The organism is Symbiobacterium terraclitae (assembly GCF_017874315.1).
Classification (GTDB): domain Bacteria; phylum Bacillota; class Sulfobacillia; order Symbiobacteriales; family Symbiobacteriaceae; genus Symbiobacterium; species Symbiobacterium terraclitae.
Genome location: NZ_JAGGLG010000052.1, coordinates 1 through 14241 on the forward strand (window position 1 = coordinate 1; position 14241 = coordinate 14241).

14 protein-coding genes and 2 tRNA genes are annotated in these 14241 nt (G+C 68.8%); 9 read left to right on the forward strand and 7 right to left on the reverse strand.

What is annotated here, in order from left to right; genetic code table 11:
- Positions 1 to 247: 247 nt before the first annotated feature.
- The 6 genes from J2Z79_RS17770 to J2Z79_RS17795 all read right to left on the reverse strand — a co-directional run bounded on the left by J2Z79_RS17770 (position 248) and on the right by J2Z79_RS17795 (position 7014).
- Positions 248 to 1474 carry an SLBB domain-containing protein gene (locus tag J2Z79_RS17770; RefSeq protein WP_209468243.1) on the reverse strand — a complete coding sequence of 409 codons (1227 nt, stop codon included), beginning with the start codon at positions 1472 to 1474 and terminating at the stop codon, positions 248 to 250.
- The gene (locus J2Z79_RS17775) at positions 1471 to 2262 is read right to left on the reverse strand and encodes a formate dehydrogenase accessory protein FdhE (RefSeq protein WP_209468244.1); all 792 of its coding nucleotides are present in this window, start codon (positions 2260 to 2262) and stop codon (positions 1471 to 1473) included. Before J2Z79_RS17775 ends, J2Z79_RS17770 begins: the two co-directional genes overlap by 4 nt.
- Before the next feature lie 72 nt (positions 2263 to 2334).
- Complete coding sequence (locus J2Z79_RS17780; protein ID WP_209468245.1) at positions 2335 to 3054, reverse strand: formate dehydrogenase subunit gamma; 720 nt, start codon at positions 3052 to 3054, stop codon at positions 2335 to 2337.
- Positions 3055 to 3066: 12 nt separating this feature from the next.
- Positions 3067 to 3942 carry a 4Fe-4S dicluster domain-containing protein gene (locus J2Z79_RS17785; RefSeq protein WP_209468246.1) on the reverse strand — a complete coding sequence of 292 codons (876 nt, stop codon included), beginning with the start codon at positions 3940 to 3942 and terminating at the stop codon, positions 3067 to 3069.
- Between the two features lie 6 nt (positions 3943 to 3948).
- On the reverse strand, positions 3949 to 6417 hold the full coding sequence (fdnG, locus tag J2Z79_RS17790) for a formate dehydrogenase-N subunit alpha (protein WP_209468247.1): 2469 nt from the start codon (positions 6415 to 6417) through the stop codon (positions 3949 to 3951).
- A 12-nt stretch (positions 6418 to 6429) separates the two neighbouring features.
- Positions 6430 to 7014 (reverse strand): twin-arginine translocation signal domain-containing protein, encoded by a 585-nt coding sequence (locus tag J2Z79_RS17795; protein ID WP_209468248.1) that lies wholly within the window; start codon positions 7012 to 7014, stop codon positions 6430 to 6432.
- Between the two features lie 290 nt (positions 7015 to 7304).
- On the opposite strand from J2Z79_RS17795, the gene J2Z79_RS17800 reads away from it, so the two are divergent.
- Complete coding sequence (locus J2Z79_RS17800; protein WP_209468249.1) at positions 7305 to 8387, forward strand: sensor histidine kinase; 1083 nt, start codon at positions 7305 to 7307, stop codon at positions 8385 to 8387.
- Positions 8353 to 8991 (forward strand): response regulator, encoded by a 639-nt coding sequence (locus J2Z79_RS17805; protein WP_209468250.1) that lies wholly within the window; start codon positions 8353 to 8355, stop codon positions 8989 to 8991. Before J2Z79_RS17800 ends, J2Z79_RS17805 begins: the two co-directional genes overlap by 35 nt.
- A 126-nt stretch (positions 8992 to 9117) precedes the next feature.
- Here the strand turns inward: J2Z79_RS17805 and J2Z79_RS17810 are convergent, their stop codons facing one another.
- On the reverse strand, positions 9118 to 11046 hold the full coding sequence (locus tag J2Z79_RS17810; protein ID WP_209468251.1) for a methyl-accepting chemotaxis protein: 1929 nt from the start codon (positions 11044 to 11046) through the stop codon (positions 9118 to 9120).
- 206 nt (positions 11047 to 11252) lie between these two features.
- On the opposite strand from J2Z79_RS17810, the gene J2Z79_RS17815 reads away from it, so the two are divergent.
- The 7 genes from J2Z79_RS17815 to rplA all read left to right on the forward strand — a co-directional run bounded on the left by J2Z79_RS17815 (position 11253) and on the right by rplA (position 14098).
- Positions 11253 to 11329, forward strand: a tRNA-Met gene (locus tag J2Z79_RS17815).
- 2 nt (positions 11330 to 11331) lie between these two features.
- Positions 11332 to 11637 (forward strand): 50S ribosomal protein L33, encoded by a 306-nt coding sequence (gene rpmG / locus J2Z79_RS19340; RefSeq protein ID WP_425353546.1) that lies wholly within the window; start codon positions 11332 to 11334, stop codon positions 11635 to 11637.
- Between the two features lie 43 nt (positions 11638 to 11680).
- Positions 11681 to 11756, forward strand: a tRNA-Trp gene (locus tag J2Z79_RS17825).
- A 197-nt stretch (positions 11757 to 11953) separates the two neighbouring features.
- On the forward strand, positions 11954 to 12157 hold the full coding sequence (gene secE / locus J2Z79_RS17830; protein ID WP_209468253.1) for a preprotein translocase subunit SecE: 204 nt from the start codon (positions 11954 to 11956) through the stop codon (positions 12155 to 12157).
- A gap of 55 nt (positions 12158 to 12212) precedes the next feature.
- The gene (nusG, locus tag J2Z79_RS17835; RefSeq protein WP_209468254.1) at positions 12213 to 12743 is read left to right on the forward strand and encodes a transcription termination/antitermination protein NusG; all 531 of its coding nucleotides are present in this window, start codon (positions 12213 to 12215) and stop codon (positions 12741 to 12743) included.
- Positions 12744 to 12890: 147 nt separating this feature from the next.
- A complete protein-coding gene (gene rplK / locus J2Z79_RS17840) occupies positions 12891 to 13313 on the forward strand; it encodes a 50S ribosomal protein L11 (RefSeq protein WP_209468255.1) in 423 nt (140 codons plus the stop codon).
- A 77-nt stretch (positions 13314 to 13390) separates the two neighbouring features.
- Complete coding sequence (gene rplA, locus J2Z79_RS17845) at positions 13391 to 14098, forward strand: 50S ribosomal protein L1 (RefSeq protein ID WP_209468256.1); 708 nt, start codon at positions 13391 to 13393, stop codon at positions 14096 to 14098.
- Positions 14099 to 14241 lie beyond the last annotated feature (143 nt).

A 14241-nucleotide genomic window follows, 5' to 3' on the forward strand; every position in this document is an offset into this window, starting at 1 on the left:
CATACGGTCGATACGTCTTCTTGCTCATGCTGAAGACATTGGACACCGAACCCTTTTGCTCCTACAGAACTGGCTTACTCAGACAGGCTCCTAGTTTCAGCATAGCCAGCGCGGGCATAGACGCGGAAGTCACACAACGGTGCAACCGCGCGCACCCAAGGGTTATAGACCCCTGGGGCAGTGCGCGCCGCGCGGGGAGGAGTCGGACCGCCTGCGGTCCGGCCACCGGGGGGCGGCCGGGCGACGCTCAGCGCTGCGTTCGTGGCACCGCTTCCGGGCGTGTCCGCAGCGCCTGCCACTCCGTCTCCGGGAAGGACTGGAGGGCCCGCAGCGCAAAGCGGGCGGTGCCGGTGGGCAGGGCGCAGTTGCCCCGGCCGTACAGCAGAACCTCGGCCCGCCGCCTGGCCTCTGCCATGTCGCCCGCCTCGAGGGCCCGGGCCAGGGCCAGGTGGCCTTCCTTGCAGCCCTGGCACTGGCCGCAGGACGCCTGCGCCATCAGCCCCACGTTCTCCCGCACCACCTCCGGCAGCGAGGCGCCGTCCCGGCGGAAGACCACCACAGCGGAGGTGCCCATGGTCGTTCCCAGGGCGGCCAGGTCCTCGTAGGTAAGGGGCACGTCCAGCTCGTCCGGGCGCAGGGGCCCCGACCCGAGGCCGCCCGGGAGCACCGCGAGGATTTCATCCACGGGAGGCGCGCCGGCCATGCGCAGCAGGTCCGACAGCCGCGTGCCGTAGGGGACCTCGTACACGCCGGGGCGGTCGACGGCGCCGGTGACGGTGAAGAGCGCCGTGCCGGGGCACGTGCGCGTGCCCGCCGCACGGACCCGCTCGGGTCCGTGTCGGAACAGCGCCGCCACCTGAGCAAGGCTCTCGACGTTCTGCACCAGCGTGGGGCAGCCGCGCAGCCCCGCCTCCTCGGGGCGGGGCGGCTGCGGCTGGGGGTACCCCTCCAGCCCGGCCAGGGCGTCCAGCAGGGCGGTTTCCTCGCCGGAGACCGCGGTCGGAACGGTGGGCTGCACGGCGACGGCCACGGTACCGATCAGGCCGGCGGTTTCCGCCTCGGCCAAGGCTCTCCGGGCTGCCTCCACCGCTGCTCCGGAGTCGCCCCGCACGCAGAGGAAGGCCTGCCGGGCGCCCACCGCCTCGGCGGCGATCAGCAGCCCCTCCAGGACCCGGTGGGGAAAGTGGGTGAGCAGGTACCGGTCCTTCTGGCTCACGGCCTGGGACTCGGCGCCGTTGGCCACCACGTAGCGGTCGGATGCGGCGGAGGCGGCCATGCGCCGCCACTTTGCCGCGAGGGGACAGCCGGACCCGCTCCCGCCGCGGCCCCGCAGCCCGGCCGCGGCCACCTGTTCCAAGGCCCACCGGCCGCCCTCCGCGCGCACCCGATCAAGCCCGGCGTAGCCGCCCCGGGTCCGGTAGGCCGCCAGATCCTCCCTCCCGCGGGGCGAGGGTTCGGTGATCAGGAAGGTCAATGCGCCCGACCTCCCCGCCGGTAGCCCTCCTGCTCCGCCAGCAGGTCCAGCTGCAGGGTGCGGGCGTCCTCCAGGTAAAGGTCGACCCGGGGCATGGCCAGGTGGCCGCCGTGCCGCTGGTCCAGCGTCTTGATGTAGCCGCCGCACAGGTCGCAGACCTCCACCCGCCAGGGCTCCAGCCCGGCGAGGGTGAGGATGCTGACCTGTTTCACGTCGTCGGTGCCGCAGACGGCGCAGGTGAGGCGGTGGTGCTCCCATTGCGTGTCGCACCGCGGGCAGTGCAGGTGGCGGATGTTGTCGGAGTCGATGCGGCACAGGTCGGGCGCGGCCCCGCAGACCGGGCACCGGGTGCGCCGCCACAGGTGAAGCGGCGCCACGCGCCGCAACGCCCGGGCGAAGCTGGCCATGAAGGGCTGGAGCACCAGGCCGCCCAGGGCGAGCAGCATGTCCTCTTCCACCCCGTACCGGGCGGCCCAGGCGGCCACGTCGCCGCCGTCCAGCAGGGCCTCGGCCAGCGCCCGCTGCTCCGCGGCGGGAGCCGCGGCCAGGCCGTCGGCCAGCGGGCGCGCCTCCGTGCGGCCCTCGGCGTAGAGGACGGCCAGCTCGGTCAGCAGGGCGGCGAACCGGTCGGGATCGACGGGCGGGTCCACCAGGTGGACCAGCGGCTCACCCCGCGCCAGGGCGGCCTCGGCCTCCGCGGAGGAGGGGAGCGGCGCCGGCTCCGGCAGCTGCTCCTGCCACCGGCGCGCCCGCTCGCGCCAGGCGGCGAGGAACTCCAGGGACTGCATTCGTTACTCCCTCCCAGTCGCTTCAACAGAGCCGCCCCCAGCACACGCCGGGGGTGGCGTTGAAAGGTGCGCTCAACGGGCCTCGGCGGCGGGCCCGCCATCCCGGATCTGGGCCGTGCCCCTGCGGATCTCGCGCTCGACCCACTCGGCGTGGTCCAGCCGGGCGTACTGCAGCTCCATCCAGCCGTTCACCATCGCAGAGAGGGAACGGCGGGTAAAGGGGTGGACCGCCGTGAGGTACACGTGGAGCAGGAAGAGGCCCGAGCCCAGGAAGAAGCTGAGCGAGTGGACGAACTGTGCGGTGTGGAACGCCGCATCGGACACCGAACCGCGGCCGAACCACATCACCAGGCCGGACCCGGCGAAGGTGAAGAACGTGATGAAGACCACGTAGAAGTTCACCTTGTGGCCGCCGTTGAACTTGCCCTGCGGCGGCAGCTGGCCCCGGCCGGTGGTGTAGTAGAGCGGCGCGATCAGCATGTACTTCAGGTCGTTCCTGCCGAAGGCGAACAGCTCCTTCAGGTCGGGCCAGACGGACTTCGGATCGCCCAGGAGCCAGACCAGGGGCGAGGCCATCAGGCCGACCGCGGCGATGCGGTGCACCAGCCGGAGCGTCTGGCCGACCGAACCCTGGAGCAGGGGGCCGAGCCCCACGGCCGGCCCGGTGGGGTCGCCGCGCCACATGAAGGTGAGGCCGGTGAGGGCGAGGACGATCCACGCGCTGCCGTAGAACCAGTGGAAGAGCACCTGGGCCCGCGAGAACTTCTTGATGCTTCCTCTTGCACGTGCCACGTGAATCCCCCCTCAGTCGTGCATGGCCGCGCCGGTCTCGTGGGGCGACAGGCCGCCCTTGAAGGTGCGGCGCGCGGCCAGCCAGTTGAGCACCAGGCCGAAGAGGCCGGCGCCCAGCAGGGCCTTGCCGACGGGCTGCAGGACGTACTTCCACAGGGTGAGCGTCTTCGAGAGGGAGGGGTTCACCGGCAGGCCGTAGGCCTCGGGCGGCTCCAGCAGCACGTAGAGCTCGTGGAGGCCGCCCATCTCGTCCACGCCGTAGAGGTTGGCGTTGGGATAGCCCATCGCCTTCAGCTGCTCGACCCGCTCCCGGCCCCAGGCGATCAGGGCGTCGCGGTCGCCGAACTTGATGCAGTCGGTGGGGCAGGTGGACACGCAGGCCGGCTGCATGCCGTTGGCGATGCGGTCGTAGCAGAGCGTGCACTTGCCGGCCTTCTGGGCCTTCTGGCCCCAGACCGTCTGATCCACGTGGATCGCGTCGAACGGGCAGGCGGGCTCGCAGTAGCCGCAGCCGATGCAGGCCTCCTGGTCCAGCGTCACCACGCCGTAGTCGCCGTACTGCAGGGCGTCGGTGGGGCAGGCGGTGACGCAGCCCGCCTCGGTGCAGTGCATGCAGTTGTGCTTCTGCATGAGCCACATGGACATGCCGTTCTCGGCGTCGGTCTCGAAGAACTTGATGACCGTCCAGGTCTCCGCGTCCAGCGCCGGGTGGCTCTGGTACGTGCCGGGCTCCTGGCTGATGCGTGCCTCGTTCTGGTTCCACTGCTTGCAGGCGACCTCGCACCCCTTGCAGCCGATGCACTCGGAGGTGTCCACCAGCATCGCGACGTGCTGCCGCGGGTTGGTCGGGTCAGGCCGCCAGGACTCCCAGGTTGCTGCGCGTCCCATCTGGCACTACCCCCCTACTTCCACCTTGCGCAGGTCCGCCAGGAAGACCTTGGACTCCTGGATCTGCACGTTCACGTCCACCGCCTGCGGCGTCAGGGTGTTGGTGATGTCGCCCTGCACGTGGCCCGACTTGGGGCCCCAGTGGATGGGCAGGCCGATCACGTAGGTCTCCCGGCCGCCTACCCGGAGCGGCCGCAGCCGGTTGGTGACCATGGCCTGCACCCGCACCTTGCCGCGGGCGCTCTCCACCTCGACCCAGTCGCCGTTCCGGATGCCCTTCAGCTGCGCCAGCTCCCGCGGGATCTCGCAGAAGTGGCGGGGGAACGCCTCCGCCAGGTAGGGGAGGGTGCGGGTCATCACGCCGGAGGTGAGGTGCTCGGTGAGCCGGTAGGTGGTGGCGACATAGGGGAAGCGCTGGGGGTCGCCCCACACGTCGAACTCGGAGTCGTAGATCTTCATCGTGGGGATCGTGCCCTGCTTCCGGTAGAGCAGGTTCGGCGTGGGCGACTCCTTCGGCTCGTAGTGCACCGGCAGCGGGCCGTCGGGCAGCGGCCCCCAGATGCCGCCGAGGCCCCAGGGCTTCATGATGAAGGGGGAGTCGCCCCGCACGCCCAGTGCGTGGACCTGGTCCGGCGCGACGGGCAGCATGTCGGGCACGTCCACGCCGGCCCACTTGGCCTCGGCCTCGTTCCACCAGACCAGCGGCACCTTGGACCAGGGCCGGCCCGTCGGGTCGGCCGAGGCCCGGTTGTAGATCACCCGCCGGTTGGCCGGCCAGGCGAACCCCCACCCCAGGTGCAGGTAGTCCGCGGAGCCGTCGGCCCTCGCTTCCGTCCAGCCGTCGGGCCGGTTGGGGGCGGCGCGCAGCCGGGCGTCGGCCTTGTTGACGCCCTCCTCGGGGTAGATGCCGGAGTAGATCCAGCAGCCGCAGGCCGTGGTGCCGTCGTCCTTCAGCGCACCGAACCCGGTCACCGGCGCACCGGTGGTGGTGTCGTAGCCGTTGATCTCCTTCAGTACCTTGAGGTGGTCGAACTCATCCGGGTTGTTGGGGTCGTCGTAATCCCAGACCAGGTGCTTGATGGGCAGGTCCTTGGCCGCGGTGGAGCCGGCGTATAGCTGCTTCAGCCGCTTGCCGATCTGCACCATGTACCAGCCGTCGGAGTGGGCCTGGCCCATGGGCTCGATCATCTTGTGCTTCCACTGGATCAGCCGGTGGGTGTTGGTGAAGGAGCCCTCCTTCTCCAGCGGACCCGCGGCGGGGAGCAGGATCACCTCGGTCTGGATCTCGGCCGGGTTCATGCCCTCCAGCTTCCAGAACTCGGAGGTCTCGTTGAGGAAGAGGTCGGAGACCACCAGCCAGTCCAGCTTCGCCAGGGCGGCCTGCACCTTGCGGGCGTTGGCCGAGCCCACCGCGGGGTTCTGGCCGACCACGACGAGGCCCTTTACCCGGCCGTCGAGGATGGACTGGAAGATGTCGTAGTGGCTGTAGGTCTCGCTCGTGGCCATCTTCGGGAGGTAGTCGAAGCAGTAGTCGTTCGCGGCCGTGGCGTGCTCGCCCCACCAGGCCTTGAGCAGCGAGATGAGGAACTTCGGCTTGTTCTCCCAGTAGCTGTTCCGGGTGGTGGTCTTGGCCAGGAAGTCCTGCAGCGACTGGTGGCCTTCATTGGGCTGGCCAAGGTAGCCGGGCAGGTCGTGGTAGAGCACCGCCAGGTCGGTGGCGCCCTGCACGTTGGCGTGGCCCCGCAGCGCCGCGATGCCGCCGCCGGCGACGCCGATGTTGCCCAGCAGCATCTGCAGGATGGTGGCGGTGCGGATGTTCTGCACGCCCTTGGTGTGCTGCGTCCAGCCCATGGCGTAGGTGAACACGGCCGACTTGCCGGGCGCGCCGGTGGCGCAGACGGTCTCGGCGAACCGGATGAACTCCGCGACGGGGATGCCGCTGATCTCCGAGACCTTCTCCGGGGTGTACGGGGCGTAGATCCGCTTGATGTGCTGGAAGACGCACTGCGGGTGCTCCAGGGTCGGGTCGGCCAGCGGCTGGCCGTCGGGGCCCGTCTGGAAGGCCCATGTGGCCTGGTCGTACTTGCCGGTCGCCTCGTTCCAGCCGGAGAAGAGCCCGTCGTCGAACCGGAAGTCGGGATGGACCAGCAGGGAGGCGTTGGTGTACTTCACCACGTACTCCCGGTGGATCTTGTCGTGGGTGATGGCGTAGTTGATCAGCCCGCCCAGCACCGCGATGTCGGTGCCGGAGCGGAAGGGGATCCACCAGTCGGCCTTGGAGGCGGTGCGGGTGTACCGGGGGTCGACGCAGATGACGGTGGCGCCCTTCTGCTTCGCCCGCAGGAACCACTTGAGGGCGATGGGATGGTTCTCGGCGGCGTTGGAGCCCATGAAGACGACGACGTCAGCGTTGGCGACGTCCCACAGCGCCGTGGTCATGGCGCCGCGTCCGAATGAGGTGCCCAGACCGGGCACGGTGGAGGAGTGTCATATACGGGCGTGGTGCTCGAGGTAGACTACGCCGAGGGCGCGCATCAGCTTGGTGATGAGGTAGCACTCCTCGTTGTCGATGCAGGCTGAGCCGATGTGCGCGATGGACTCGGCCCGGTTGACGACAAGGCCGTCGGCGTTCTTCTCCACGAAGCCGGCGTCCCGGGTCTCCTTGATGCGCTGGGCGATGCGGTCGAGGGCCTCGTCGATGCCGATCTCCTCCCAGCGATCGGAGCCCGGACGGCGGATCTTGGCGGTGAGCTGCCTGAGCGGGTTGGGCCGGCCCACGCCGTCATAGGCGAACTGCATGGTGGCGGCGCCCTTGGGACACAGCGAACCCTCGTTGATGGGGCTGTCGGGGTTGCCCTCCACCTGGACGAGCTGACCCTCGCGCACGTAGCCGATCAGGCCGCAGCCCACGGAGCAGTGCGGGCAGACGCTGGGGACCTCCCGGGCCCTGGTGATGCGAGACGCCTTGAGATCCCGCGCCAGGGCCTCCCGCTCCTCGGCGAACAGCAGCACGGCAGCGCTGGCCGCCGACACGCCGGAGAGCTTGAGAAACGCACGGCGGTTCAGGTTCATCCCTCGCTCCTCCTTGCCAGCCGGTTGCCTGTTGTTACACAATGAACTGTGAGATTGACATTACGTAACCCACGGGATCGATGGCCCGACCACGGCGGTCGCGCAGTCGGGCATCACCCTTCATCGGTTTATCGGACAAAATGTTATACTCTTCGTTACGGATATTAAACGAGTCGCAGGGCGGTTCTTATCTGTCTGTTCGGGTACGAGCGGCGGTCTGTTCGGACCGTGTTCGTGAGTGAGCCGCATCAGCGCGGTCTAGTTCCCTGACCTGACGCGGGGGTGAGCGCTTGGGGCATGAGCGGTTGGCGGCGGCTGTGGCCGGCCTGCCCGCGGCGGAGCAGGAGGCGGAGTTGCTCGCGGCGCTGGCGGAGGTCGCTGCGGTGCGCCTGGGCTGGCCGGCGGTCGGGGTCCGCCGGGCGGGGGCACCGGGGTGGGTCGCCCGTTTCCCGCCGGAGTGCGAGCCGGCGCCGGAGCAGGTGATTCCGCTCGGACAGGGACTGGAGCTGGTGGCCGCCGGGGCGGGAGATCCCGGTGAGCTGCAGGTTCTGGCCGCCGCCGCGGCGCGGCTGCTGGAGTCCGCCCGGGAGCGCGCCCGGCTCGCGCAGCGGGCGGAGCGAGCCGCCCGCAAGGCCCGGGAGGTGCTGGAGCGGCACAGGAGCCAGACCCTGCGGCTATCGGAGCTGCGGGGGGAGCTGGACGACGCGCAGCAGAAGCACCTCGTGCTGAGCGAGCGCAACCGCATCGCCCAGGACCTGCACGACCGGGCCGCGCAGACCAACTTCCTGCTCGCCCTGAAGCTGGACCGCCTGCTGAGCGACCTGGCGCCCGAAGATCCGCTGCGCCCGGAGCTGGAGCGGCTGAGGGCGCTGGCGGTGCAGGCGGCGACCCAGACCCGGGAGGCCATCTACGCCCTGCGGGCGCCGGAGCTGGCGGAGGGCGGGCTCCAGGGCGGCCTGCGGCGCCTGTTGCGGGCGGCGGAGGCGGACGGCTTCACGACCCGGCTCACCGTGGCGGGCACGCCGCGCCCCCTGCCGGCCGCGGTGGAGGACGCGCTCTTCAAGGTGGGCCAGGAGGCGCTCACCAACGCCCGGAAGCACAGTCGGGGGACGGCGATCATCGCCGCACTCCGATATGAGCCTGAGATGGTCACGCTCGTCGTGCAGGACAACGGCGTGGGAATAGCGAAAGGCGCAGAGATTGAGAGACCCGAACGGTTCGGAGTACGCGGCATGCGCGAGCGGGTCTCCGCGCTGGGCGGCGACCTGCGCCTGGTGCCCGGAGATGAGGGCGGATTGCTGGTGCGGGCCACGATACCGCTGAAGGGGGCGATCAACCATGGCGATACGCATTCTGATCGTCGACGACCATGAGCTGCTCCGCGAGGGCCTGAAGTCGATGCTCTCCCGCGAGAGCGACATGGAAGTGGTGGGCGAGGCGGCCGGCGGCCGCGAGGCGCTGGCGATGTGCCGGAACCTGCGGCCCGACGTGGTGCTGCTGGACGCCCGGCTCCCCGATATCGACGGGGTCGAGGTATGCCGGCAGCTCCAGGAGGAGATGCCGGAGGTGGCCGTGCTGATGCTCACGACGTTCAGCGATGCGGACCTGGTTCTGGCCGCCGTCCGTTCCGGTGCGAAGGGCTACGTCGTCAAGGACGTGCAGGGGCTGGATCTCAAGCGGTCGATCCGACAGGTGGCCCGCGGCGAGGTGGCCATGGACCCCAAGGTGGTGGGCCATCTGATTCAGCATATGCGCTCGCCCGGCCAGGAGAAGGAGGAGGGCCGGAGTCCGCTCAACCGGCAGCAGCTGGCCATCATCCGCCTGGTGGCGCAGGGGTACACCAACCGGGAGATCGCGGAGCAGATGTTCCTCAGCGAGAAGACGGTGAAGGGCTACCTGGCCGAGGCCCTGCGGCGCATGGGCGTGAAGAACCGGGTCGAGGCGGCGATGGTGGCCTCGAAGAACGGCTGGATCTAGCCGGCGAACAGACGGTAATTAGATTAATGAAGCGAGGGTCCGGCCGGGCGGCCGGACCCTCGCTCAGACGCTATCCACCATCCAGGTATGCCCTCGCGGACACCCGGATGGTGCGTTCACCAGGGTCTACAGCGGGAAATGACTCGTGTTCTCGTCCAGTTCGTCGGTCAGCTTCTGGATGCGCTCAGCCAGGGCGCGGAGGCGCTGCTGGGCGTCTGCGACCGCAGCGACCTGCGCCCCGGTCCGCCGCACCAGCGCGACGCCCGACCCGATGGACTCGGCCAGGGCCTCGAAGACGGCGATGGCATGCCGGGTGGCCTCGGTGGTGGAGCGAAGCCTGGCGGCGGTCTCCTCGGCCACCTGCGTCAGGTCGGCCATCTGCTGGCTGACGGCGCCCGCGCGGGCCCCGCTCTCGTTGGTCACCGCGACCAGAGCCCAGATGCGCTCGGTAATCTCCCCGGTGCGGCGGGCGATGTCGGCCAGGGCGGCATCGCAGTCGGCCACGGCGTGCTGGGCCTGCTCCAGGTCGCTGATCAGCCTCTCGAGCCGGCCGGGCCCCTCACCCGCGTCCGCCGGCTCGGCATCCAGCCGCAGCAGCTCCAGGGAGGAGGCGGCACGCAGGGCGCCGTGGCGCCCCTGCTGCGCCGCGGCGATGGCCGCGCGCAGCGATTCGAGCACGGCGTCGAAGGAGCCGCGCGACTCCTGCACGGCCTGGGTGACCAGGGCGACGATGCGGCCGGCGTGCCGCAGGGTCCGGGTCTGCTCCTCGCTGCCGGCGTTGATGCGGGTCAGGGCGACCTCCAGGTCGCGCATCCGGGCGCCGGCCTGTCCCGCGCTCTCGCCCAGCTGCTCCGCGGCGCGCAGGGCATCTTCCGCCGAGGCGACGGCGCCGCTGAACGCGGCCGCGATCTGCGCCTGCTCCTGCGCCAGTTCGCCGCCGGCTGCGCGCAGCGCGCCGGAGAGGTCGGCCAGATGCGCGAGGCTCTGGGCCATCCTGTCGGTCACGCGCCGGGCGACGAGCAGCGGACCAACCAGGGCCGCCAGGGCGAGTACGACCGCGACGGCTGTGGACAGGGAGGTGGAACGCGCCAGCTCGGCAAAGGCCGCCTCCGAGATGCCGACGAAGGGCGCTGCGATCACCTCGCCCGAGGGATCGCGCAGGGGCAGGTAGATGGTGCGCTGCCAGAGCCAGCCGCCCACGAGGGCGCGGCCCCGGTACTCCTGGCCGGCCCGGAGGCGCTCCATGACCACATCGGAGTACAGGGTGCCCACGGCGCGCTGGCTCCCGCCAGGCGCCGGCACGGTGGTGGTCACGCGCACGCCGTCAAGGGCGATGGAGGCGTCGACCGGCAGCGCCTGGGGCGACCGGTGCCGCACCTCGTCCACGATGGTGTGGTCGTTGTTCAGGATGTCGCTGACGAGCACGACCCCGATCACGGCGCCGTCGGGAGACAGAACCGGGGCTGCCCCCGTCAGCGCGAGGGCGTGCATCAGCACCTGGCCGGTGCGGGGGTCCTGGGAGCCGGCGGTTTCGATGATCGGCATGCGCACCTTGTCCCGCAGGGCCGCAGGCTCGCCTTCGAGCTCCTCGGGGGTGATCACCACTGCGGAGTCGGCCGCTGCCTTGGACGAGAGTACCCGCTCCACCAGACCGCCGTAGCGCACGGCCTCGCCGCGCTGCGGGGATCCGGCGCGGGCCACCACTCGGGAGTCGGGGCCGACCACCGTGATCAGGTCCGCCTCGGGCAGCGCCCGCTGGAAGGCGTCGAGCACCGGCGCCGGGTCGCCGCCGGACGCGAGGGCGGAGACGACCTCCGGATGCGCGGCCAGGGCCACCGCCCGGTCGCGCATGCGGTTCAGGCTGCCGTCGATCAGCGTCTGCTCGAGGTTGATCGCGAGGTTGAGCGCCTCGTCGACCTCGCGGCGCATCTGCTGCTGCACCCGGCTGTTCAGGTACAGGCTGCCCCCCAGCAGCAGCAGCGCAGGCACCAGGGAGGATGCGGCGACGAGCGCCAGAATGCGGCTTCGGAATGCGCGGGTCCAGCGCAGCTGCAAGGGCAGCACCTTCCTTTCGCCCAGGGAGTGCGCTGGCCGGCCGCGACGGCCACAGCGCAGCACGATTTCTATGCATATGTTCGCACCTTACGAACATCAACTCAAGCCCTTTCGCGCCCCCTGGTTTGCCGTGCATTTCCAGCGGTTCGTTGGGTTGACAGGGTCGCCGATGTGGGGTAGAATTGAACCTGCTTCGCACGGAACACCGCGGGGTAGAGCAGCCAGGTAGCTCGTCGGGCTCATAACCCGGAGGTCGAGGGTTCAAATCCCTCCCCCGCAACCAGCATGTACAGGACCGGAGAGGAAGTCCTCTCCGGTCCTGTCTCCGAGACGCAAGAGCGCGCGGCGCCAGTGTTGACAGTGAATAGGTGCCGTGGTAACTTATATGAGCATGGTAAGTGCCTCGCGGATTGGGGGTGTCGCAACGTGGCGAAGGCTAGCGCTCGGGTCATCATCACGATGGCCTGCTCCGATTGCAAGAATCGGAACTACTCTACCTACAAGAACAAGAAGAACGACTCGGGCCGCATCGAACTGAAGAAGTTCTGCCCGACGTGCGGGCACCACACCCTCCATCGCGAGACCCGCTAATCCGAGCGTACCTTGCCGACGCCCGCGTGCCGTCGGCCCTCACAGGGGTGTAGCTCAATTGGTAGAGCAACGGTCTCCAAAACCGTAGGTTGCGGGTTCAAGTCCTGCCGCCCCTGCCAGCTGAAACGGCCGCATCCTGCAGGATGCGGCCGTTTTCATGGATGAAAGCGGCGCCTCAGGGTGAGAATGTAAGCACGGGGCCGTACGGAATCCCGCGCTTTACAGGCCCAACAGTCACGTGTTACAATCTTCTACACTGGTCGGGCTGCCAGGTTTTATTTGTGTTGGGCACTTTCTAGTGAGGGTGGTCAAAGTCATGGAGCGTCTCAACGCCTTCTTTGCGGGGATTCGTACGTACCTGCGTGAAGTTGTCGGCGAACTCCGGAAGGTAGTCTGGCCCACCCGTGAGCGGGTCGTGAAGGCGACCGGGATCGTGGTGGCGATGGTCGCGTTCGTCGCAGGTTTCCTCTATCTCTGGGACCTGGGGCTCGACCTGTTGATGGGGCTGCTTTTCGGTTAGTTCGGTAAGCGAGGCAAAGGCAGGTGGAGGGGGGCGCCTTCCGCTCCCTGGGCTCATGGAAGAAAGAAACTGGTATGTCGTCCACACGTACTCCGGGTATGAGAACAAGGTGAAGACCAACCTGGAGAAGCGGGTTGAGTCCATGGAGATGCGCGAGAAGATCTTCCAGGTGCTCGTGCCCATGGAGGACGAAATCGAGATCAAGGACGGCAAGCAGAAAAAGGTAAAGCGGAAGGTCTTCCCCGGGTACGTGCTCGTGGAGATGGTGATGAGCGACGACTCCTGGTACGTCGTCCGCAACACCCCGGGGGTGACCGGCTTCGTCGGTTCGGGAAACAAGCCGATCCCGCTCACCAAGGAGGAGGTCGAGGCGATCCTCGGCTCCCAGGCGGAGGGCAAGCCGGCCAACGTGGTGGTCGACTACGAGATCGACCAGCCCGTGCGGGTGATCGCGGGGCCGTTCAAGGATCACGCCGGCGTGATCAAAGAGATCTTCCCCGAGAAGGGCAAGGCGCGGGTGCTGGTCACCATGTTCGGCCGCGAGACCCCGGTCGAGGTGGACTTCAGCCAGATCGAGGAGATCTGATCCGCCCCATTCCCAGCGCACCCGGTTTATGTTAGTATCAATGCGGTCGCGCCACGCGCGCGACCCTTTGGTGTGCGGGCTTTGGTCCGCAGTGGGAGGGCGCCCTTCCGGCGCCCGCCGTACCACATTATCTAAGGAGGAATCACCGTGGCGAAGAAGGTCACAGCGCTGATCAAGCTGGCCCTGCCGGCCGGCAAGGCGACTCCGGCGCCGCCCGTTGGCCCGGCCCTGGGTCAGCACGGCGTCAACATCATGGGCTTCTGCAAGGAGTACAACGAGCGGACCAAGGACCAGGCCGGCCTCGTGATCCCGGTGGAGATCACCGTGTACGAGGACCGCTCCTTCACGTTCATCCTGAAGACCCCGCCCACCGCCGTTCTGATCAAGAAGGCGCTAGGCATTGAGACCGCCTCCGGAGTGCCGAATAAGCAGAAGGTCGGTAAGCTGACCGACGCCCAGGTCGAGGAGATCGCCAAGATCAAGATGCCCGACCTGAACGCCGCCGACCTGGAGGCCGCCAAGAGCATGGTGCGCGGCACCGCCCGGTCGATGGGCGTCGACTGCGAGTAGTCGCACGGCCTTGGCTTGTGGGAGGCTGCTCTTCTTTGGCAGCCGAATCGTGTCCAACCACAAGGAGGAAGATGACAATGCCGAAGCATGGCAAGAAGTATCGCAGTGCGGCGGAGCTGATCGACCGCACGAAGCTGTATGACCCGATCGAGGCTCTGGAGCTCGTGAAGAAGACCGCCACGGCCAAGTTCGACGAGACCATCGAGGTCGCGTTCCGCCTGGGCGTCGACGTCCGCCACGCTGACCAGCAGATCCGCGGCGCCGTCGTGCTGCCTGGCGGCACCGGCAAGGAAGTTCGGGTGCTCGTCTTTGCCAAGGGCGACAAGGCCAAAGAGGCCGAGGCCGCCGGGGCCGACATCGTCGGCGCCGAGGACATCGTGGCGAAGATCCAGGAGGGCTGGCTGGACTTCGACGTCGCCGTGGCCACGCCCGACATGATGAGCGTCGTCGGTAAGCTGGGCCGCATCCTCGGCCCGCGGGGTCTGATGCCCAACCCGAAGACCGGCACGGTGACCTTCGACGTGGCCAACGCCATCCGCGAGATCAAGGCCGGTAAGGTCGAGTACCGCACCGACAAGAGCGGTATCGTCGCCGCCCCCATCGGCAAGGCGTCGTTCGACGTCGAGCGGCTCGCCATGAACTTCCGGGCGCTGGCCGATGCGCTCCTGCGTGCGAAGCCGGCCGCCGCGAAGGGCCAGTACATGAAGTCCGTCACCATCTCCTCGACGATGGGGCCTGGCATCAAGGTCAACCCGGCCCGCATCACGCTGGGTGCGGAGAAGTAATGCGCAAGACGTGCGGAGGGGCTTGCCCGCTGTGGCAGGCCCCTCCGTTCTTGGTACGCCTCGCAGTCTACGTGACTAGGGGGTTCAAGTCCCCCCTGTGCCTTTGCTCGTTTCACTTGGCACTGTAGCCTAAGAACAGTCCG